Genomic DNA, 21,249 nt, shown 5'->3' with positions numbered 1-21,249 from the left:
ATTTGATGAGTTAACTTCCGGGAGCCCCTTGGTGAGTGAGTCCCCGACTCTTGCCGAGACACCCGCGCGTCCCGACGCGCGGACCGCCGAGAAGAGCCTGCACCGAGGCGCAGCGCTCGGCGTACGGGTGCTGCCCGCGGCGTATCTCGCGGAGAGCGGGAAGCCGCTCTCCGAGTTCCCCCACGGGGAGCGGCGATGAGGATTGCCCGTAGGTTGCGCGAGTTCGTGGCGGGGCTGCGGCCGGCCGGAACCGACTCCGAGATGCGGCGTCTCGCGGTGGAGCTGAGCCGTGTGCTGCGCAAGCGGATCGACAGGACCCCGGTGGATGTCCGGGAGTTGGCGCAGGCGCTGTGCGAGGAGATGAGCGGGCGCCGGGACGGGCGGCCCGTACGGCTCCGCTTCGAGCGCTTCCCCGACGAGTTCGAGGTCACAGGGCTGTGGATGGAGTTCCACGACTTCGACCTCGTCGTCATCGAGGAGCGTGCCGAGGCCGTGCAGCAACTCGTCATCCTCGGCCATGAGTTGTGGCACATGAGGCAGGGACACCACAACCACCACGTCGACGGGGCGGCCGCCGCGGCCCGCACCCTGTCGGACGGCACCGGCTGGCAGGAGATCGCCCTCACCGTCGCCGCCCGCCACGGATCCCACGCGGCCGACGAGGCAGAGGCCGAGGATTTCGGGCTGCGGCTGGCGAGCGTCTTCCGCTCGTGGGTGACCGGTTCCGGCGCGCGACCCGGGCCTGCCGACCCGGTCGGACGGGCCATCCAGGCGTCACTTGGCTACCGCGGGCCGCAGGACTGACCGGCGATGAGTCCTTCCAGCTTCTTCGACGACCTCTACATCTCCTTCTGGATACCGACAGCGGTCCTGACCGTCGCCCTCGCGATCAAACTGCCCAGCATCGTCAAGCTCTGGAAGGACCCACTGCTCAGAGCGGTGGGCGGGCTGCTCGTCCTCGCCTGCGGCGTGTTCGTCTTCGCGGCGCCGCCGACCATCGCCTGGACCAACCGGGTCACCGGCGTACCGAACATCTCCGCCCCCCTGGTCTACAGCCTCCTCACCGCGTTCTGCGGTTCCTGCCTGCTGCTGATCGCCGCCTGGCGGAACGGCATCTCCGACCGGTCCGAGGAGACCCGCCGCGTCACCCGGTGGGTCGTCATCGTCTACTCGGGCGTGATCGTCGCTCTGTGGGTGCTGTTCGCGCTCGCCGACGTCCACGAGGAGCGGCGGCGGGACCTCGACACGTACTACGCCACCACCGCCTTCATGCGCGAGGAGATCCTGCTCTATCTGCTCGCGCACACCGTGGCGTGTCTGATCACCGCCAAGCTGATCTGGAACTGGGTCCGCACCGACGGTCTCGACGTATGGCTGCGCGGCGGCCTGAAGTGCCTGGGCGTCGGATACGCGATGAACCTGATCTTCGACGGCGCGAAACTCACGGCCGTCGTCGCCCGGTGGACCGGCCACGACCTCGACTGGCTGAGCACCAACCTCGCGCCACCCGTCGCCTGCCTCTCCGCCATCCTGATCGCGGTGGGCTTCATCCTGCCCCACGGCGGCCAGTACCTGCGCCGCCGTGCCCGCACCCGGCTCAGCCACTGGCGCCTCCGGTCCCTCTACCTGCTGACGCGCGCAGTCGGCGGCGACCGCGTCCCCTTCGAGCTGAGGGCCACACCCGAACTGCGCCTGACACGCCGCGAGACCTTCATCCGGGACGAGCTGCTCCACCTCGCGCGTTACATCGACGAGGACCTGAGCCGACGGGCGTACGACAGCGCGGTCGGCCTGGGACACGAGGCCGGCCGGGCGAAGTCGCTCGCCCATGTCGTGACGATCCAGGACGCCATCGAGACCAAGAGACAATCCCGGAAGGACGCCGCCTCGGCCCCTCTCAACAGCCCGGACATCGAGGACCTGCTGGGGGAGATCGAGGCCGTGTCCCGAGCCCTCCGCCACACGGACGACATCAGGGCGGTCCGCGAACTCGCGGCCGCAGCAGCAGAGAGTGTGCCCGCCGCATGAGTGCCAGCCCCCGGAACGCCGATTCCCGGAGCGCCGATTCCCGGAGCGCCGATCCCCGGAGCACCCGTCGCCGGAGAGAACGACCTTCCAGCGCACGGCCCATGAGATCCGCCGTCGTCCTCGGCGGCAGCATGGCCGGAATGCTCGCGGCGCGCGCCCTGACCGAGTTCGCGGACGTCGTCACGGTCGTCGAGCGCGACGTCCTGCCCGAGGGCCCCGAGCCCCGCAGGAACCTGCCCCAGGCCCAGCACGTCCATCTGCTCTGGTCGGGCGGTGCCTCGGCGATGGAGGAACTCGTCCCCGGCATCACCGCCCTGCTCACGAACGCCGGCGCCAACCGCCTTCCGCTGACCACGGACATGGTCGCGCTGTCGCCCCAGGGCTGGTTCCGCCGCTGGAGCGAGTCCCACTACATGGTGCTCAGCAGCCGTGACCTCCTCGACGCGACCCTCCGCGCGCGGGTCCTCGACGACGACCGGATCAGCCTCGTCGAACGCACCGAGGCGCTCGGCCTCCGAGGCACCGCCGACGCCGTCACCGGAGTCCGCGTCCGCGGCCACGACGGCGCCGAGCGCACGCTCCCCGCCGACCTGGTCGTCGACGCCACCGGACGAGGCTCCCGCGCGCCGGAGTGGCTCGCGGCCCTCGGCCTCCCCGCACCGCGACAGCGGCAGGTCAACTCGGGCCTCGCGTACGCCAGTCGCCTCTACCGTGCCCCGGACACGGCCCGGCGCGGCTTCCCCGTCCTCAATGTGCAGGCTGCCCCGCGCGGCGGCGGCCCCGGCAGGGCGGGCATCCTGATGCCCATCGAGGAAGGACGGTGGCTGGTCACCCTCACCGGCACCCGAGGCGGCGAACCCACCCCCCACGAAAGCGACTTCGAGCGCTTCGCCACCGAGGAACTGCGCCACCCCGTCATCGGCGAGTTCATCGCGGGCGCCGAGCCGCTGTCCGGCGTCGCGTTCACCCGGTCCACCTCCAACCGCCGCTCCTACTACGAGCGTTCGCGTCCCTGGCCCGACGGTTTCACGGTGCTGGGCGACGCGCTCGCGGCGTACAACCCGATCTACGGGCACGGCATGTCGGTCGCGGCGCAGAGTGCCGTCGCCCTGCGCGACACGATCCGCGCCCGCGGCTGGGGCAGCCCCGGGCTGGCCCGCGCCCTGCAGAAGGCGGTGGCCAAGCCGGTCAACGCGGCGTGGGACCTCGCCACCGGCCAGGACGTCTTCTACCCGGGCGCGACGGAGAACGGCCCCACGCTCAGGGACCGGATCCTGGCCGCGTACGTCAACCGCCTCCTGCTCACCGCCACCGGCAACGGCCGCATAGCCCGCCGCTTCACCGACGTGTCTTCGCTGGAGCGCGGCGCCCACGTCCTGCTCACGCCCAGCGTGCTCCTCGCCGCCGTGGCCGGCCCGCTCAAGCCGCAGCTCACGGGGCCGCCCCTCACGGCCGAGGAGTGGAAGGCCGCCGTCCCCCTCGGGTGAGCCGCCCGTCAGGTGAAACCGCCTGGCCCGGCCCCGCAAGGCATTGTTAGCCTGCGGAAAGATCACCAGGAGTTGCCTGCCGTACGAGGATGGAGTCCACCGTGGCCCGCAGTGCCGCACGTGCCCGTATCGCGCTCGCCACCTATCTCCCGGGTGAGGAGTCGCCCAGGGACCGGGACCTGCCCGTGCTGGCGGCCGCGCTGGAGGAGGCGGGGGCCGAGGCCGCTGTCGCGCGCTGGGACGATCCGGAGGTCGACTGGGCGGGTTTCGACCTCGTCGTCATCCGGTCCACCTGGGACTACAGCTGGCGGGTCGCGGAGTTCGTGGCGTGGGCGGAGCGGTGCGGGCGGGCGACCCGGCTGGTCAATCCGGTGGGCCTGGTGCGGTGGAACGCCGACAAGAGGTATGTCGGCGATCTGGCACGGGCCGGGGTTCCGGTGGTGCCGACCCGGTATGTCGCGCCCGGCGATCCCGTCGAGCTTCCCGAGGACCGCGAGTTCGTGGTGAAGCCCACGGCCGGCGCGGGCGCGCGGTATGCCGCCCGGTACGCCCCCGAGGAGCGGGAGACGGCCGTACGGCATCTCGCGCGGATGCACGCGGAGGGGCTCACCGCGATGGTGCAGCCGTACGTGAAGAACATCGACGCCGGTGGCGAGCGGGCCCTCCAGTTCTTCGGCGGGCGGCTCCTGCATGCCAGCCGGAAGGGCGCCGTCCTGGAGTCCGGGACGGCGTACGACGAGAACAAGGTCGCGCATCCCCGGCTGGAGCGCTGGGAGCCGACCCCGGCCGAACTCTCCGTCGCGGAGCGCGCGTTGGCCGCCGTACCGGACGCGGGTGAGGTGCTCTACGCGCGCGTGGACCTTGTCGACGGCGACGACGGGGAGCCCTGCGTCATGGAGCTGGAACTGATCGAGCCCAATCTCTTCCTCTGGCTGCACCCGGAGTCGGTGCCCGCGGTCGCGGAGGCGATCATCACGGCTGCCCAGCTCCGGTAGCGGTCACGGCTGCCCTGCTCCGGGTAGCGGTCACGGTTGCCCCTTGACGCCCACCCGCTGCAACAGCCCCCAGGTGAACTCCGCCGCGCACTCCTGCCGTACGCCCGACGCGTCCGGGGCCGTGAACGCCAGCCCCCAGCGGGTCGGGGCCGTGCCCTCCAGGGGGCGGGCGGGGGCGAAGGCGCGGGCCGCCTCGTCGACCGTGCAGGACCAGGGGGTGAGGTCGTCGAGGGTTTCGAGGGCCGGGCTCGGGGCGCCTGGCTCACGTACCAGCCACTCGTTCCAGGCCACCCCGTTCGGGGCGACCAGGACTTCGAAGCGGAGGTCGGGCCAGAGCGGGACCGGCCAGAGCAGGGCCTCGCAGGCCAGGTCGCCGATCTGGCGCGGGGTGACGGACTCCGGGGTGCCGAGGATCGAGCGGTAGCGCGAGGTGGCCGCCCGGGTGCGCGGGGCGTGCAGCATCGCCTGCCAGCGGCGGTTGGCCTCGCGCATGTCGGCGATGGAGACGCCCAGCTCATGGCGGGCGTCCTCGACGAGGTCAGGATTGTGGTCCGCCATGCGGCGCAGCAGGACCAGCTGGAAGTCGAGAGGCGTGAAAGGAGTCGTGGGGCGTTTCGCGGGCGGCATGGGGTCCATCGTCGCGTACGCGCGCGGCGCCCGGACGGCGGCCGTCCGGGAGGAAGAGGACCGAGTTCACATAGCGGGGGCCGCGCGGCGGAAGCACCCTGCGCAGCAGTCCCTGAGAGACGACGTACGAGGTATTGGCCTGGTGGGCTTCCAGGGGGAAGGACGCGAGGGGCAGCCAGGCGTCGCCGGGCAGCACCCAGCCCGCGTAACCCTGCTGGGCGAGGTGCGCGATGACGGGGGCGACCGGCTGGATACGGGCTTCCAGCTCGATGAAGAGAGCAGGGCGGTCGCGGGCGATGAGGGCGCTCGCGCCGCGCAGGACCGCCATTTCGTTGCCGTCCACGTCGATCTTGATGAAGTCGACGTCGTGGAGGTCCAGGCTGTCCAGGGTCAGGCACGGCACGTCCAGGGCGCGGGCGTGGATGTCCCTGCGGACGAGGGAGGACACCCCTCGGTCACCGGCGTCGTCCGGGGGGAGCCACAGGTGGGCCGTGCCCCGGCGGTCGGAGGCGGCGGCGTGGATCACGCGGACGTTCGCGGGGGCCGCGGAGGAGAGGAGCCGGGCCAGGTGCGGGACCGGTTCGACGGTCACCACACGGTCGGCCCGGGTGGCCAGCCGGTGCGTCCAGGGGCCGTACCAGCCGCCCACGTCCACCGCCGTGCCGCAGCCGGGCGGGCAGAGGTCGGAGAGCCGGGCCAGCTCGGGTTCGAAGCGCGGGTAGACGAGGCGGGCGGTCGCCGCGACCAGCCGCGTGGGGAGGAAGCGGGCGAGACGGGCGGTCAGAGTCCTCGGCGCAGGGCTGCTCGCAGGGTCGTTCGTGGGATTGCTCATGGGGCCATCCGCTTGAGGAGTTCCTCGTGTTCGTCGTCGCCGACCTGCTCGCCCGAGGACGGCAGCAGCTGCGGAATGCCGTCCACGATCGGATAACGGCGTTGCAGACGCGGGTTGTACAGCGCCGCTTCCGAACCCACCGACTCATCGGGTACGAGAAGGTGGAGCGGGCCCTTGTCCAGCGGGCAGGCCAGGATCTTCAGCAACGGGTCGTCGGGGTTCACGGGGGAGTCAACTCCTTGGGGGCAACGGGGGGTTGGGGCGCGGTGTCGTGCTTGGGCATGGCGAGCAGGACGGAGACCGCGAGAGCGGTGCCCGCCAGGCGCAGCGCGAGCCGCACGGGTTCGTGCGGCAGCGCCTCGCCGAACGCGAGCGTGCCGAGCACCGCCGTGAACAGACACGTCACCGTCGTGCAGACCGGCACGATCAGCGAGGCCCGGCAGCGCTGCAGCGCCGCCTGCGACATGACCAGGCCGAACGCGCCGGTGAAGAGCAGGAGATAGGGGTACGGGGAGCGCAGCAGGTCAACCACCGCGCCGCCGAGTCCACTTGTTGTCAGATAGCTGGACACACCCTTGATGGCGAGCGAGCTCACCCCGTACAACAGGCCCACCGCCACGCCGTATTCGACGCCGGTGGTCGGCTGCCGGTGGCGGTGCCGGGAGCGGCGCTCGGCGGCCCCGTACAGCCAGATGCCCGCCGCCAGGGACGGCAGGCAGACGGTGAGGATCAGCGGCGCCGGGGCGCTGCGGCTGACGGTGTCCGAGTCCTCGCTCAGGGACAGCACCACCATCAGCAGGGCGGCGAGGATCGCGCCGAGTGCGTACCGCTCGCGGCTCGTTGTCCGCTCGCCGAGCAGCCGGGAGGAGAGCAGGACGAGCAGGACGAGACCGGAGACGAAGATGCCCTGGGCGGCGGCGATGGGAAGCGTGCGGTAGACGGCGAGCTGGGCGCCGAACCCGGCGGCGAGGGACAGCGAGCCGCCGATCCACAGCGGGCTGCCGAGGACCAGCCGCAACAGCCGCGCGGGGCGGCGGATGTCGACCTCCGGCATGGCCGCCAACGCGCGTTTCTCCAGCACGAATCCGGTGCTGTACAGGACGTTCGCCAGCAGGGCCGCGGCCACCCCCCACCACATCGCCTACGTCCTTCGGGCGTGCAGGAGCAGGATGGAGGACGCCGACGGGACCGCGCAGGCCAGCCGGTCCAGCGGACGCAGCGGACGCGGTACGCCGTGGAAGGGCGCCCCCTTCAGCCCTACGACCTCGAATCCGGAGGCGGCCACGAACTCCCTTAGCGCGCGGGCCGTGTAGAGCCGCAGATGGCCCACGACCTCCTTGCCGGGGCGGCCGTGGATCGCGCGCAGGCTCACCTCCGAGAACACCGGCTGCACGCCGGCCAGCAGCAGGGCGCGGTTGTACCAGGCGGCGAGGTTCGGGGTGGAGAGCATCAGGTGGCCTCCGGGGCGCAGCACCCGGCGGAGCTCGTCGAGCGCGGAGTCCGGGTCGACGAGGTGCTCGATCACCTCGCTGAACAGCACCGCGTCGGCCGCTCCCGTCGCGAACGGCAGCCCGCCGTCGGTGAGTTCACCGCGGATCGCGTACGGCACATGGGCGTGCGCCCGGCGGAGCGCGTCCTGCGACCAGTCGACGCCGACCAGGCGGTGACCCGCGAGGAGAGGTGCCGCGGTCGCGGCCGCGCTGCCGTCTCCGCAGCCGACGTCCAGGACGGTCTTCGCGCCCGCCGTCGCCGGGCCGAGCGCGGCGGCCAGCATCCGGGCCTGGCGCAGACTGCGCGCGCTGCCGGACGCGACGGGGACGCGCGGATCCTCGTAGAAGTCGCGAAGTCCCCTACGTACGAAGCCTGTTGTCCGCTCGGCCGCGGGAGCCTTTGTCGTCATGGGCCGTTCTCCTCCGTCGCGTGCAGATAGTGCTCGAAGAGGTCGCGGAGGTGGGCGCCGTCACCGTGGCTGAGCAGAGTGCGCGACCAGCGCAGGGCGACATGCAGCCGGCCCGCGGTGGAGGCGGTGGTGACGGTCAGGCCGCGGGGCATCCGGGCGGGCGCCGAGAACCAGACCGCGGTGGCGCGGCCCGCCGCCTCATCGAAGTCCAGCGGGTACGGGATGCGGCCGATGTTGCTCAGCAGGGTGGTCGAGGTCCAGGGCGCGGCGGCCCTGCGCAGGCCCCGGGTGACGGCGGCGCGCCAGGACACCGGGACCACGGGAGCGGTCAACAGCGCCGCGCCATGGCCGAGTTGCGGGCGGTCCAGCGACTTCAGGGCCTGGGTGCGCAGCGCGGTGCGGCGCAGCAGTTCGCCCATCCTCTCCACGTCCACCTCCTCCGGCGCGAAGGTGACTTCGACGAGTCGCGTGCCGTTCCCGATGGGCATGCCCATGTCCCTGGGCCGGTCGTCGACCGGCATGGTGATCCGCAGCGGGCGGGGACGGGCGCCGTGTTCCCTGTTCCAGTGGGCGAGCATCAGGGCGGTCGTGACCATGAGCTGGTCGTTCACCGTGTACGGGGAGCCCTTGGGACGGCGCGGCACGCTCAGCTCGGTGACGAGCATGCCGTTGCCCGGGGAGGGTTCGGGGGTGCCGTGGGCCACGCGGGCGGGCGGCGCCCAGGTGGACGGGGTGTCCACCCGCTCGGCCTCGGGGGCGCCGGGTGTGCGTACGGGGGGTGCGGCGGGGGAGTTGTCCCGCCCGCCGTACAACTCCGCCGCCGTGGCCAGGATGCGGAGGCAGGCGGGGCCGTCGAGTGCCGTGTGGTTCATGGTGAGGAAGAGGACGGTGCCGTCGGACGCGCCGTCCTCGTCGACGACTTCCAGGCGTACCGGCGGCGCCGCCGACAGGGGCGGGGCGTCGTCCAGCGCCCGGTCGCGGGCGTGCTTGAGGGCGTCCCGGTCCGGCGGCGGGAACGTCACGACCTCCACGTCAGGGCTGTCCGTGAGCTCCCACTCGTACCGCAGCCGGTACCAGGGCCCCGGCGCCTCCCGCATCAGGATCCGCGGATGCCGGCGCAGCGCCTCGGTGAAGGCCGCCCGTATCCGGGCGGGGTCCAGCCGCCCCGGCACGTGCACCTCGATGTGCACCGTCTCCGGCTCCGCCTCCTGGAGGCAGTGCCGGGAGACCTCGTCGACGACGGGGAAGGGGACCCGCGCGGGGGGCCGGACCGGCCCGCCCGCGCCGTTCCGTGCCGGGTGCTCGACCGCGGTCATGTGGCCTTGTCCCTCCCTGCGTCGACTGAGTGGGCGGCCCCGGACCCGGGCCCACGAGCGGAGATCGTCGGCCCGGACTCCGGCCGGGCCCGGTCGCTCGCGGGCGCCGGCCCCGACCGGGGAAGCTCCAGCCCCGTCCGGGGAGAATTCAGCCCCTCCGGCGTTTGAGGAGCGGGGTCCGGGGCGGAGCCCCGGGAAGGGACGGGTAGGGGCGGAGGGGGCGAATCAACGTCGGTACCGGGCCCGGACCGCGCAGCCGACGAACCGGGATGGGCGCCGGATTTCTGCCCGGCGGGCTCGGTTCGGGCGCGGGGTTTCTCCTCGGCGGGCTCGGCTTCGGTGCCGGGCTTCTCCCCGGCAACCTCGGTTCCGGTGCCGGGTTTCTCGTCGGCGGGCTCGGTTCCGGTGCCGGGTTTCTCGTCGGCGGGCTCGGTTCCGGTGCCGGGCTTGCGCCCAGTCGGCCCGGCTTCGGTGCCGGGCTTCCCCTCGGCCGACCCGGCCCCCGCGCCGGGCTTCCCCTCGGCAGGCCCGCCCCCCGCACGGGGATCGACCCCCGGCCCGGGGTTCTCCCCCCGCACCCGCTGCGGCAACGGCGCCGTCGGTGCCTCGGACCCGGCCGAGTCCGGTGACGACGACCACCGCCAAGGCGGCGGACCGCCGGGAGCGGACGCCCCGACCGTCACCAACCCCGCGAACAGCCCGATCAGCGCCAGCAGTTGAGCCACCGCAGAGAACGCACCGGCGTCCGCGGACACCGCCTCCCCGGCCCCCGTCGCGGCAGCGACCCCCGCCCCGGCGAGCGCGAGGAACGCGATCGGCACAAGGAGCGTGTGCCGTTTCCACGCGAGCAGCGCCAGCGCCGGGACCAGCAGCGCGAAGAACCCGGCGATCACGATCGCGACCAGCGTGAGCGCGACCAGGCCCAGCAGCACCCCGGGCCCCGGCGGCACCGGCTGCGGCTCGTCGGGGTTGGGCTCGTGGCGGCGCCACAGGACGAGGCCGACGAGAGCGGCGACGCCGGCCCCGCCGCCGATCAGCCCGGCCTCGTACGTCGTCGAGGGCTCGTACGACAGCTTGACCGTGCCGCCCGCGCCGGACGGGATCTGCCAGCCCTGCTGCCAGCCGTCGAGCCGTACCGGCGTGAGCTCCTTGCCGTCGAGCGTCGCCTTCCAGCCGTCGTTGAAGTTCTCGTACGTCGTCAGGTACGAGGCCGCCCCCGAGCCGACCGTCACCTCGCGGCGGTCGCCGAGCCAGTCGCGTATCCTCAGCTCACGCCCGGCGGTGGCCCCCTCCGCGACCGTCCCGCGGGTCAGCGTGACGTCGGTGACGGTGAGCGGTCCGGCGTCCCCCGCCTCGATCCGGTGCGCGCCGGTACCGAGGTCCAACTCGGCGTCCGCACGCCCTTCCTGGCAGAGCGTCAGGTCGATGGCCCGGCGTTCCACCAGGTCCTCCACCGTCCCGGTCGCGCTCGTCTCGTACAGCTTCCCGTCGACCGCGACCACCGGCCCCTTCCCGCAGGCGAGCGAGAACTCGCGGGTGCCCGCGGGCTGCGGGGTGCGGTACTGGTCGAGCGCCGGGATGTACGCCTCGGTGAGTCCGACCGGGAGTTGCAGGTCGGTGTCGGCGACCGGGTTGTGGACGGTCAGCGGCGCGGTCTCGGTGACGGTGATGTCGAGCTGGTCGGTGGTGATGGGCTCGAAGCGGGCCCAGCCGTTCTCGTCCACGCCGACGATCGCCGCCCCGTCCGGGGAGCTGATGGCGATCTTCGTGGGCCGGGTGGAGAGACCGCCCGCCGGGGCCAGGACGATCGAGGAGACCGGCTGCTTGTCCGGCCAGCTCAGGTGGATCGTCGGGTTGTCGCCCGCGATCCACGCCGTCGTCAGGTCGCCGTCCGTGAGATTGCGCGCCGATAGACCCGCGCCGAGCTGAGCCGTCGAGTCGGCCGTCGCGACGATCCGGCTCTGCTGCTCGGGCGCCACCTCGTAGAGCAGCTTGTCGAGTTCCTCGCCCGGGACCGGGACCGCGCTCGCCTTGATCTCGTACGTCCCCGCCGTCGACGTCGAGAAGGTGCGGTGCAGGCCCGCCTCCGTGCCCGTCGGGGACAGCCCGGTCGGGTCGGCCGAGCGGTGCAGGGAGACGATCTCGGCGCCGGCGTCCGAGTCGGCGGCGTCCGTCGGGAGCTTCAGCAGACGGGTCACCTGGACATCCGGGATGTCGATCTCGGAGAACCCGGCACCGGTGAGGCCGGCGTGCTGCTCCGTGGAGTCGACGATCGTGATCTTCAGCCAACTCGTCGAGCCCGACGGCGACTTGATTCTCTGCGTCATTCCGTTCGGCTGGAGATAGCTCGTGGCGGAACCCCTCTCCGTCTCCACCCGGACCCGTGTCGCCGCCGAGCGCACACCGTCCTGCGGCAGCGGAGTCACCTTGAACGACGAGGGCATGTCCACCGACCCGGTGAAGCCGATCCGCAGCCACTGCCCGTCCGCCGAGCCCGCCGCGCCCTCCGCCCACGCGGTGTCCGGGTTGCCGTCGAAGGCGTTCACGGGGTCGTACTGCGGGAGATAGAACAGCCAGTTGCCGGTCGAGGAGGCCGTCACCGAGCGGGCGCCGCGCAGTTCGGCGACCGTCTGGTGCTCGACGCCGCTGGTCGGCAGGATCTGGTGCGGTTTCGCGCCCGGGTCCTGCGCACTGTCACTGTCGTTGCGCTGGTCGGCCGTGTACGTGTACGAGGTGTTGGCGTTGACAAGACCGAAGCGGGTGTCGGCCCGCCGCAGCCCGTCGCCGACCACCTGGACGGCCGGGGTGCCGAGGCCGGGATGGTTGTCGCCGGTGAGCACGGCGGCGCGGTCCCGCATCGTCGGGTCGGCGGAGAGCGGGAGGAGCGCCTCGGGGCCGCCGGAGACGACGGCGGTGTCGGCGATCGGCTTGAGCCCGGCCTGCCCCGGCCGTGCCACGTCCTCGCTCGCCGGTTCGTAGATCTCCACGGCCCGCTGGCGCGGATACAGGCCCTCGACCTGCAAGGGGGTGTTCTCGGCGATCCGACCGCCGGTCATCTCGGGGCCGAAGCCCGTCACCCGCTGGTAGCCCGACTGTTCCAGGGTCCGCTTCACGGTCGTGGTCGGGACATAGCCGAGCTGGTCGGGGTCCAGGTCGTTGCGTACGACGACGTAGTAGAGGCCGGCCCGGCTCAAGTAGTCGGCCAGGCCCGGGACTTCGGCGCCCGTCATCAGCGACTGCTCGACCGCGTCCATGGCGCGCCGGTTGCCCGCGGTGCCGAAGGGGACGTAGTCGCGTTGCGCCCAGCGGGACTCGGCCAGCACGTCGAGGGGCTGGTCGATGGTGGAGCCCCAGGTGTAGATCCCGTGCGCGGTGGCGGGCACGACGAGGGCGCGGGAGTCGGGGGAGTACTTCTCCAGCCAATCCGCGGTGCTCTGCCAGTATTTGGGGAGCTCCTGGAACGAACCCGGGCTCAGGATCGACCCGTTGAGATACGGCCAGGCGAGACCGGGCAGGACCAGGACCGCCGCGATCAGCGGGGCGTAACGGCGACCGCGGACCCGCCTGGCCCCCCGCTGCTCCGAGGCGATCCCGACCAGATGGGCCAGCCCGAACACGAGGGCAAGGGCCAGCCCCACCTGGAACTTGTAGATGTTGCGGAAGGGGACGAGCCCGCCGTTCAGCCAGTCCTGGACCACGCCGTGGAAGGGGGCGCCGAACGAACCGCCGTACCCGGCAAGGGTGATGAGCACGACCGACAGCACGGTGAGCACCAGCCAGCGCCGCTCGGGCAGGTCGCGGCGGGCGAGCCCGGAAAGGCCGAGGCCAGCTGCGAGCGCCGAGCAGACGATCACGACCACCGAGGCCACGACCGTCCAGCCGGCCGGCAGCCAGGCCTCGCCGAAGTGCAGGTATGCGACCCAGTTGCCCGCGCCGCGCAGGGTCTCCGTCGCCGACATGGTGGCCGTCGTGGTCCCCGAAGTCTCCACGTACGGAAGGAAGTTCTCGCCGTAGATGCCCAGCATCAGCAGCGGGACCACCCACCAGGCGGTCGCCAGGATCACGCCCGGCACCCACCAGGCGATCAGTCTGCGCTGCCGGGGGCCACTTGGGCGGGAGAGGAGGTACAGACCGACGGGGAGCAGCGCGGCGAGTGTCGAGGCCGCGTTCACGCCGCCCATGAAGGGGATGACCAGCGCCGAGCGGAGCGCCGCGACACGGGCGCTGTAACGCTCGTTGGTGAGCGGGAGCAAAACCCAGGGGAGGAACGCGCCGGGGAGCGCGGCCGCCGAGGTCGAGCCGACGACGATCGTGAACACCGGCCACAGCGCGTACGCGACGGCGGCGAGCAGCCGGGACGCGGGCGTGCCGATGCGCAGCCGCTCGGCCAGCCGCAGCGCGCCCCAGAACGCGACCGACACGATGAGCGACATCCACAGCCGCTCCGCCAGCCACACCGGCAGGCTGATCAGCTTGCACAGGCCGTAGAACGGCAGCATCGGCCAGACGTACCCGACGTACTGGTCCTGGATGCCGCCGAAGCCGCCCCGGTCGTGCCACAACTGGCCCAGATCGGAGAGGAACTGCCATGGATCGAGCGCGACACCGAGCTTGGTGTCGAAGGTCGTGCGCCCGGGGTGCACGACCAGGAACAGCACGAACAGCACGGCCCAGAACCCCAGCAGCCACCGCCGCGACCGCGGCCCCTCCGGGGGGCCCGAGGTGGTCGCGGTGGGGCGGACGGCTGCCGGGGGTGGAGCCTGGACCGTGCTCGTCATGGTGAGGACCGCCGGAGGATGAGAAGGAGATTCCAGGTGGCGAACTCGCGCAGCCCCGGCGCCTTCGCGACGGCTCCCGCGAGGAACGGCCAGTAGCGGGAGCGCGCCGAGACGACCCTGACGTCGTCGCGGGAGCGCACCTGCCGCAGGGTGGTTCCGATGTGCACGGCGAAGAGGTTCTCGCCGAGGGTGTGCTTGGCGGGCTTTCCGGTACGGCGGCGGTAGCGGGCCCGCGCCCGCTCCGCGCCGAAGTAGTGCCAGGGCGCCCACTCGTGACCGCCCCACGGGGAGAGCCAGTTGGTGAACGACACGTAGATCAGCCCGTCGGGCCGGGTCACCCGCACCATCTCGCTGATGAACGTCTGCGGATCGGCCACGTGCTCAAGGACGTTGGACGAGAAACAGACGTCCGCGACCCCGTCCGCCAGCGGCAGCAGATAACCGTCCGCCACGACCGACGAGCCGGGCGGCTCCGGCCCCAGCTCCGCCATGTCCGGTTCGAAGAGATACGCGTGCGCCCCGCGGCGCCGGAACTCCTCGGTGAAGTACCCGCTGCCCCCGCCGACGTCCACGACGGTACGGCCCTCGACGGCGCCGTCGTACGCCTCGACCTGGTCGGCGGCGTCACGGGCCAGCAGTGAGTAGCAGGCCTCCGGGTCCTCCTGCTCGCGCAGGAAGGCCCGGAAGAGGGTGACGGACCGGCGTATGGAGGGGTCCTTCATGCGTGGGGTGGGGGCACTCTTGGTGGCTGGTGCCGGCTGCTCGCCACCTCCGAGGCCGTCCTTGGCGGCCGACTCCCCGCCGCCTGCGCGGCCGTTCACGGTGCCCGGCCCCTCGCTGCCTCCATGGCGGTTCTTGGTGGCCGGCCCCTCGGCATCTCCGTGGCCGCCCTTGATGCCTGGCTCCTTGCCGTCTGCGTGGCCGATGGCTGTGCCTGGCTCCTTGCCGTCTGCGTGGCCGATGGCTGTGCCTGGCTCCTTGCCGTCTGCGTGGCCGATGGCTGTGCCTGGCTCCTTGCCGCCTGCGTGGCCGATCGCCGTGCCCGGCTCCTTGCCGCCTGCGCGGCTGCTCATGGTGCCTGCCCCTTCGCTGCCTCCGGGGCTGGTCTTGGCAGTTGGTCCGTCGCCGCCTGCGTGGCCGTTCACGGTGTCCGCCCCTTTGCTGCCTCCGGGGCTGGTCTTGGCAGCTGGTCCGTCGTTGCCTGCGCGGCTGCTCACGGTGCCCGACCCCTCGCCGTCTGCGCGGCCGCTCACGGTGCCCAGCCCCTCACCGCCTCCGCGGCCACCGCCCTGAACCGGCGGACCGTGTGGTTCCAGCGGTAGCGCGCGGCACGGTCGCGGGCCGCCTTGCCCATCAGGGTGCGGCGGTGGGCGGACAGGGCGAGGGTGCACCAGGCCGCGGCGAAGGAGGACTCGCCGCGGGCCAGTACGCCCGTCTCGCCGTCCACCACCGAGTCGCGCAGACCGGGTACGTCGAAGGCGACCGCCGGGGTCTCGCGGACCGCCGCCTCCGTGACCACCAGGCCCCATCCCTCGACCGCCGAGGGATGCAGCAGCAGCCACGCGGCACACAGCAGCCGGTGCTTCTCGGCCTCGGAGACATGGCCGGCGAACTCCACGCCGGGGCCCGCGAGTTGCTCCAGGCGCTCCCGCTCGGGGCCGTCTCCGACGATCACCAGACGGCCGCCGGTGACCGGGCGCACCCGCTCCCAGAGCCGCAGCAGCAGATCGATGCGCTTGTACTCGACGAGCCGCCCCATCGCCACGAACAGCGGCTCCGGTGAGCGCGAGCCCTGGGGGCCCGGCTCCTCGACCCCGTTGTGCACGACCCGGATACGGTCCCGCTCGACCCCGATCGCGTGCAGCGCGTGTGCCGTCGAGGGGGAGACGGCGACCAGCAGGTTGCGGCGCTGTGCGGCGCCGGCCAGCGCCCAGTGTTCGAGTCTTCGGCCGATCCGGGCGGCGGGCGCGAGCGGTCCGCCGAACCGCATCCGCCACAGGTCGGTGTGGACGTGGTTGACCAGACAGAGCGTGGGGCCGCGGTGCCACAACGGCGCCAGGTACGGCATACCGTTGGACACCTCGACGAGCAGGTCGCAGTCGCCGACCTGGCGGTGGAACGTGTCGCGCGCCCGCAGGTAGTGGCCGAGGTCGCCGCCGGCCGAGACCACACGGTAGTCGCGGTAGGCCGCGGGCCCGCCGCACAGCAGGGTGACCTGGTGGCCTAGCTGGGTCAGCCCCTCGGCGAGGCGGTCGACCAGCAGCTCGGAGCCGCCGGCCGCCGGGTTGCCGAGATCCCGGCGGGCAAGGAAGACGATTCGGCGCGGCGGCTGGGGAAGCGCCGGAAGGTGCTGCGCGGAGCGCGGGAACGCCGTGCGCAGCGAGGACGGTACGTGCTGGGGCATGGGTGCTCCAACTCGTCTCAGGGTGCGGAACTCAGCGTGGGGGGCTCGGACGGTTGTTCATCGAGCAGGGTGCAGGGTGCGGATCTTGCGGTCGGTCGGTCCTGCGGATGTGGGGGTCGGTCGGTCCTGCGGGTGTGCCGTTCTGTGGGGTTCGTGGGCCTTGGCTGTATCGGGGGTGTGAACGGACTGTGCTCGGGTGGGGGTGGATAGTTTTCGCCCAGCGGTTCGATGCTGCTACTCACCTAGGTGACAATTTTTCAGCTTTGTGAGCTGACGCCTCATCACATCGTGGGCGCAGGCTGGGAGGACTCGGGCGTATCGGGATGCGGGCGGCCGCGTACGACCAAAACGACTCCCACCGCGGCGAGTACCAGTCCCAGCGCACCCGCCCCGATCGGCAAGGTCTGCCCCACCGCGCGCAGTTGGCCGCTCTCCTGTTCGGCCTTGTCCACCGCGAACTTCTGGGTGGCCGTGGTGAAGGCGAGCTTCTCGGCGTCCAGCAGCACCGCGGCGTCCTCCGTGCCGCCCGGCGCCCGCAGCGTCTTACGGGGTCCGACCTGCGCATACAGCACGCGTCCCGTCCGCTGGTCGACGACGAGTTCGACGAGATGGTTGGCGTACCACTCCTCGGCGAGCACCTGGCTGCGCTCGGGCTCACCGACGATCGCGCCCGGCACCAGCCGCGTCCCGGTCTGCGTCGCCGGGACCGTGCCGGTGAACCGGTAACCCTCGTACCCCTGGATCTTCTTGGTACCCCGGTAATTCAAAGTCACCGTCGCGCCAAGGGAGTTGTCCCACCAGCGGTACGCGCGTTTCTGCACGTCGAAGGGGAACTTGAGGTACGCCTCGCCCTGGATGTACGGCTTCTCCTGGCAGCAGTGCACCGGCTCATTGGTCGTCCGGTCCATGACCCAGCGGTGCGGGGTGAACTCCAGCGCGTCGTGCGGGTCGGCCGCGGGCAGCGACTTGTCCGTGTCGACCGTGGTCGTCACGTCCCAGACCCCGTTTCCGCTGGTCTCGCTGGCGGCGACGTCACCGCGCACCTTCTGGGTGACGGTGATCTTCTGGTCGGGCACGGTCTCGACCTTGTCGACGTCGAAGACGCTGCCCGTGCCGGTGTAGACGGCGGTCTGGTCGATGTCGATCGGATTCACGGCGGCATGTGGTTTCACGTACCACGCGAGCAGCGGGGCCAGCACGAGGAGAAAGGTCCCGAGGCCCAGCAGAATGAGGGAGACGGGCGAGGCTTTCCGGTGCATCCGGGCACTCCAGGGGGCGTGAGACGGCTCGACACGCGGGTCGTGCGGGCGGGTCGACACCGTGGGGAAAGTGCACCTGCGGTATGGGCCGGGAACCGTAGGCGCACCCTTGACGGAGTGTCAATGCATTGTCGAGACTGTGGACTTGCCGGACGAGACCGGCGAACATCGGGAACGCACCACGGGGAACGGGCAGGGGTCGCCGACCGCACGACCGTGGGACGACCACGGCCGCGGACGAGTGGCCGGGGTGGGGACGACCTCCGACAGAGAGGCTGACCCGCGATGTCCAGACTGCTCGCCGCCGCACTGACCGTCCTCGGCGCCACCGCACTCGCGGTGGGCGCCGCGCTCGGCATCGTCGCCCTGCTCGAAGCGACCCCCGACCAGCCGAACACCCCGCTCATCACGTACGAGAACGCCGGGCAGGAGCGCTGACATGCCGCCCCGCCCGTCGCGTACGGGTAGGCCGACGGTGACCTCGCTCGGCCCGTTACTTGCCGGAGCGCCGACGGTGACCACACCCGGCCCGTCACCCATCCGAACGCCGAGGGTGACCGCCGGAGCCCTGACGGCGCCCGCACGTCCGTCGCCCTCAGGAGCCCCGACGTGACCCCCCGCCCGGGAACCGTCACCACGCGCTCGGCCTGGCGCGACGTCCCCCGCCTCCAGGTGCGCCAGTTCGCGGCGCTCGCGATGGCCGAGGCGCCGGTGCTCGCCGAGGAGATCCTCCAGGAGATCCGCCACGAGTACCCGACGCTGCCCGTCTTCCTCGACGACTCGGGCGAGCCCATGGCGCTGATCGGCATCCGCCGCGCGATCGAGGTCTTCGTTCAGCACCTGGAGACCGCCGAGGGCCGGCCCCGCGTCCACCCGGAGGTCTTCCAGGAGTTCGGCCGCGGCGAGGGCCTCAACGGCCGCAGCCTCGACTCGCTCCAGGCGATCTACCGGCTCGGGGTCCGACTCGCCTGGCGCCGGTTCGCCGAGATCGGGCAGCGGGTCGAGATCCCGCCACCGGCGATGTACGAACTCGTCGACGCAGGATACGAATACCTGGACGGTTTGGTGGACCAGTCCGTACGCGGCTACGCGGAGGCCGCCGCCCGGCAGGCCGGTGAACGCCTGCGCCTCCAGCGCCGCCTGATGGAGCTCCTGCTCTCCGAACACCACCACCGGGGCGACCCGGCCGAGGCACTCACCGAACGCGCCGCCCGCATCGGCTGGCAACTGCCCGACAAGGTCGCCGTCGGGGTCCTGCTGCGCCCCGCCCGCGAGGCCGTCGCGCCCGCCGTGAGCCAGGGCGTACTGCTCGACATGGAGTACGAGCAGCCACGCATGGTCGTCCCCGAACCGGCCGCCGCCGGCCGCCCCGAACTGCTGCACCGCGCGCTGACCGGCTGGTCCGGCGCCATCGGCCCCCCGGTACCGCTCGCCGACGCCGCGAAGTCGCTGCGCTGGGCGGAGGCAGCCGTACGGCTCATGGAGCGGCGCCTGCTCCCCGCCGGTGAGGTCCTGCACTGCACGGAACACACCGAGGCCCTGGTCCTCCTCCAGCCCGAGGAACTCATCGACGACCTCGCCCTGCGCTGCCTCGCGCCCCTCGCCCACTGCGGCCCGACCCACGGCCGGCGCCTCGCCGAAACCCTGCTCGCCTGGCTGGAAACACGCGGCGGCGCCCCCGAGGTCGCGGCCCGTCTCGGCGTCCACCCGCAGACCGTCCGCTACCGCCTGCGCCAGATAAGGGAGCTGTGGGGCGACGAGGTCGACGACCCCGACCGCCGCTTCGAACTGGAGCTGGTACTCAGGGCGCAACGCCTGCGCGGGGAACTGGGCGATCCCAGAGCCCGGCGGTAGCCACGTACCGCGCACGCCTCTGTGCTCCCGTACCCCGCACGCCCCAGCGGTCACGCACAGCGCACACCCATTGCCCCCGCAAGACCACTATGAGTAACCTGTGTTCGCCATGCCGATCGGCTGTTGACATTTCGAACGCAAGGAGGGGGCCGGTTGTGGGACGTCTTGTACCTGCCGTGACCCGAGCTCTGGACATACTCGAGCTCTTCCTCGACGGGGACGGCACGCTCTCCGCCCCCGACATCGTGCGCAGGCTCCAGCTTCCGCGCACGACCGTGCACGAGCTGGTCACCACACTCGCCGCCCGCTCGTACATCGTCCAGGTGCCCAGCCAGCCAGGACGTTACCGGCTCGGTGTGCGGCCGTATCAGCTGGGCAGCCGGTACGCCGAGCAGCTCGACCTCGCCGCCGAGGGCCAGCAGGTCGCCCGCTCGGTCGCCGAGACCTGTGACGAGACGGTGCACGTCGCCATCCTTGAGGGCACCGACGTCATCTACATCGCGAAGGTGGACTCCACGCACGCCGTGCGCATGGTGTCCGCGGCGGGCCGCCGGCTGCCCGCCCACTGCACCTCCGTCGGCAAGATGCTGCTCGCCTCGCTCCCCGATCAGGAGCTGACCTCCCGCCTGCCGGACGACGCCGAGCTGGTCGCGATGACGCCCAACAGCATCACCGAGCCGGCCGCCCTGCGCGAGGCCCTCGCCGAGATCCGCGGCCGGGGCATCGCCGTGGAGAGCCGCGAGTCCAACCCGGACGTGAGCTGCGTCGCCGCCCCGGTGCGCGACCGCACGGGCCAGGTCGTCGCCGCCCTCTCCATCTCCGTACCGATGATCCGCTGGAGCGACGAGCGCCGCGCCGAACTGGAGCAGCTCGCCGCGAAGGGCGCCGCCGAGCTGTCCGAGCGGCTCGGCCACCGGAGCGTGGGATGACGGCGGTCGAGGTCGCCGTCCACGAGCACGCGACCCTGGGGGAGGGGCCCACCTGGGACTCCCGGGAGCAGCGGCTGATCTGGGTCGACATCCTCGGTTCACGGATCCACACCTACGACCCCGGCACCGGCCGTCGCACGGTCATGGTCACCGAGCAGCACGTGGGCGCCGCGAAGCCGCGCGAGGGCGGCGGCCTGGTGGTCAACCTCCGTGACGGCGTGGGGATTTACGACGGCATCGACGGCTTCCGCTGGCTGCACCGGGAGCTCGTCCCGGGCCGCCGTGGCAACGACGCGGGGGTCGCACCCGACGGCGCCCTGTGGTTCGGCACCATGCGCTACGACGAGGCAGCGGGCGGCGGCACCCTGTCCCGGCTCGCCCCCGACGGCACCGCGCGGACCGTCCTGGACTCCGTCGCCGTCAGCAACGGCATCGGCTGGAGCCCCGACGGCCGGCTGATGTACTACATCGACTCGCCGACCCGAAGCATCGACGTCTTCGACCTCGGCGAGAACCAACTGCCGGTTGACAGGCGGCAGTTGGCGGCGGTGGGCGAGGGCTTCCCCGACGGACTCACCGTCGACGCCGACGGCTGCGTCTGGGTGGCCGTCTGGGACGGCGCCGCCGTCCACCGCTACACCCCGGCCGGGCACCTCGACCGCGTGATCGGGCTGCCCGTACTCCGCCCCACCGCCTGCGCGTTCGGCGGCGCCGACCTCACCGACCTGTACATCACCACAGCGCGTACGGGCCTTGCGGCGCCGCATCCGATGTCGGGCTCGGTACTGGTGGTACCCGGCGCCGGCAAGGGCCTACCGCAGCCCGCGTTCGCCGGTTAGC

At 72.2% G+C, this 21,249-nt stretch carries 19 protein-coding genes; 9 read left to right on the top strand and 10 right to left on the bottom strand.

All coding sequences use genetic code 11. The features are described from left to right. Positions 1 to 31 precede the first annotated feature (31 nt). The 5 genes from ACFVKT_RS24380 to ACFVKT_RS24360 all read left to right on the top strand — a co-directional run bounded on the left by ACFVKT_RS24380 (position 32) and on the right by ACFVKT_RS24360 (position 4,510). Complete coding sequence (locus tag ACFVKT_RS24380) at positions 32 to 199, top strand: hypothetical protein (RefSeq protein WP_385734820.1); 168 nt, start codon at positions 32 to 34, stop codon at positions 197 to 199. Then, entirely contained in the window at positions 196 to 804 is a 609-nt protein-coding gene (locus ACFVKT_RS24375) for a toxin-antitoxin system, toxin component (RefSeq protein WP_385734818.1), read from the top strand. The genes ACFVKT_RS24380 and ACFVKT_RS24375 overlap by 4 nt, the downstream gene beginning before the upstream one ends. 6 nt (positions 805 to 810) lie before the next feature. Beyond that, positions 811 to 2,028, top strand: a complete 1,218-nt coding sequence (locus ACFVKT_RS24370) for an MAB_1171c family putative transporter (RefSeq protein WP_385734817.1) — start codon at positions 811 to 813, stop codon at positions 2,026 to 2,028. A gap of 101 nt (positions 2,029 to 2,129) precedes the next feature. Then, a complete protein-coding gene (locus ACFVKT_RS24365; RefSeq protein WP_385734815.1) occupies positions 2,130 to 3,515 on the top strand; it encodes an FAD-dependent oxidoreductase in 1,386 nt (461 codons plus the stop codon). An 89-nt stretch (positions 3,516 to 3,604) separates the two neighbouring features. After that, positions 3,605 to 4,510, top strand: coding sequence for a RimK family alpha-L-glutamate ligase (locus tag ACFVKT_RS24360; protein ID WP_385734814.1), 906 nt, complete (start codon positions 3,605 to 3,607; stop codon positions 4,508 to 4,510). A 30-nt stretch (positions 4,511 to 4,540) separates the two neighbouring features. Here the strand turns inward: ACFVKT_RS24360 and ACFVKT_RS24355 are convergent, their stop codons facing one another. The 10 genes from ACFVKT_RS24355 to ACFVKT_RS24310 all read right to left on the bottom strand — a co-directional run bounded on the left by ACFVKT_RS24355 (position 4,541) and on the right by ACFVKT_RS24310 (position 17,626). Then, complete coding sequence (locus ACFVKT_RS24355) at positions 4,541 to 5,146, bottom strand: hypothetical protein (RefSeq protein ID WP_385734813.1); 606 nt, start codon at positions 5,144 to 5,146, stop codon at positions 4,541 to 4,543. Continuing rightward, positions 5,049 to 5,969: an FkbM family methyltransferase gene (locus ACFVKT_RS24350; protein ID WP_385734811.1), complete on the bottom strand. Its 921-nt coding sequence runs from the start codon at positions 5,967 to 5,969 to the stop codon at positions 5,049 to 5,051. The genes ACFVKT_RS24355 and ACFVKT_RS24350 overlap by 98 nt, the downstream gene beginning before the upstream one ends. Next, complete coding sequence (locus ACFVKT_RS24345; protein WP_385734809.1) at positions 5,966 to 6,193, bottom strand: Trm112 family protein; 228 nt, start codon at positions 6,191 to 6,193, stop codon at positions 5,966 to 5,968. The genes ACFVKT_RS24350 and ACFVKT_RS24345 overlap by 4 nt, the downstream gene beginning before the upstream one ends. Next, complete coding sequence (locus ACFVKT_RS24340) at positions 6,190 to 7,095, bottom strand: hypothetical protein (RefSeq protein ID WP_385735041.1); 906 nt, start codon at positions 7,093 to 7,095, stop codon at positions 6,190 to 6,192. The genes ACFVKT_RS24345 and ACFVKT_RS24340 overlap by 4 nt, the downstream gene beginning before the upstream one ends. 15 nt (positions 7,096 to 7,110) lie before the next feature. Further along, the gene (locus ACFVKT_RS24335; protein WP_385734807.1) at positions 7,111 to 7,869 is read right to left on the bottom strand and encodes a class I SAM-dependent methyltransferase; all 759 of its coding nucleotides are present in this window, start codon (positions 7,867 to 7,869) and stop codon (positions 7,111 to 7,113) included. Next, complete coding sequence (locus ACFVKT_RS24330; RefSeq protein ID WP_385734806.1) at positions 7,866 to 9,185, bottom strand: condensation protein; 1,320 nt, start codon at positions 9,183 to 9,185, stop codon at positions 7,866 to 7,868. Before ACFVKT_RS24330 ends, ACFVKT_RS24335 begins: the two co-directional genes overlap by 4 nt. After that, positions 9,182 to 13,963 carry an alpha-(1->3)-arabinofuranosyltransferase family protein gene (locus ACFVKT_RS24325; protein WP_385734804.1) on the bottom strand — a complete coding sequence of 1,594 codons (4,782 nt, stop codon included), beginning with the start codon at positions 13,961 to 13,963 and terminating at the stop codon, positions 9,182 to 9,184. Before ACFVKT_RS24325 ends, ACFVKT_RS24330 begins: the two co-directional genes overlap by 4 nt. After that, the gene (locus tag ACFVKT_RS24320) at positions 13,960 to 14,685 is read right to left on the bottom strand and encodes a class I SAM-dependent methyltransferase (RefSeq protein WP_385735039.1); all 726 of its coding nucleotides are present in this window, start codon (positions 14,683 to 14,685) and stop codon (positions 13,960 to 13,962) included. Before ACFVKT_RS24320 ends, ACFVKT_RS24325 begins: the two co-directional genes overlap by 4 nt. A gap of 527 nt (positions 14,686 to 15,212) precedes the next feature. Next, positions 15,213 to 16,367: a glycosyltransferase family 4 protein gene (locus ACFVKT_RS24315; RefSeq protein ID WP_385734802.1), complete on the bottom strand. Its 1,155-nt coding sequence runs from the start codon at positions 16,365 to 16,367 to the stop codon at positions 15,213 to 15,215. 281 nt (positions 16,368 to 16,648) lie between these two features. Continuing rightward, a complete protein-coding gene (locus tag ACFVKT_RS24310) occupies positions 16,649 to 17,626 on the bottom strand; it encodes a DUF3068 domain-containing protein (RefSeq protein ID WP_385734800.1) in 978 nt (325 codons plus the stop codon). Positions 17,627 to 17,911: 285 nt separating this feature from the next. On the opposite strand from ACFVKT_RS24310, the gene ACFVKT_RS24305 reads away from it, so the two are divergent. The 4 genes from ACFVKT_RS24305 to ACFVKT_RS24290 all read left to right on the top strand — a co-directional run bounded on the left by ACFVKT_RS24305 (position 17,912) and on the right by ACFVKT_RS24290 (position 21,248). Then, on the top strand, positions 17,912 to 18,064 hold the full coding sequence (locus ACFVKT_RS24305; protein WP_384385684.1) for a hypothetical protein: 153 nt from the start codon (positions 17,912 to 17,914) through the stop codon (positions 18,062 to 18,064). A gap of 171 nt (positions 18,065 to 18,235) precedes the next feature. Beyond that, positions 18,236 to 19,480, top strand: coding sequence for a helix-turn-helix domain-containing protein (locus ACFVKT_RS24300; RefSeq protein WP_385734798.1), 1,245 nt, complete (start codon positions 18,236 to 18,238; stop codon positions 19,478 to 19,480). Positions 19,481 to 19,635: 155 nt separating this feature from the next. Further along, the gene (locus ACFVKT_RS24295; RefSeq protein WP_385734796.1) at positions 19,636 to 20,409 is read left to right on the top strand and encodes an IclR family transcriptional regulator; all 774 of its coding nucleotides are present in this window, start codon (positions 19,636 to 19,638) and stop codon (positions 20,407 to 20,409) included. Further along, entirely contained in the window at positions 20,406 to 21,248 is an 843-nt protein-coding gene (locus tag ACFVKT_RS24290) for an SMP-30/gluconolactonase/LRE family protein (RefSeq protein ID WP_385734794.1), read from the top strand. Before ACFVKT_RS24295 ends, ACFVKT_RS24290 begins: the two co-directional genes overlap by 4 nt. Position 21,249 lies beyond the last annotated feature (1 nt).

This window comes from Streptomyces sp. NPDC127595, assembly GCF_042671685.1.
Taxonomy (GTDB): Bacteria; Actinomycetota; Actinomycetes; order Streptomycetales; family Streptomycetaceae; genus Streptomyces.
This window is presented reverse-complemented; position numbering and strand designations above follow the sequence as displayed.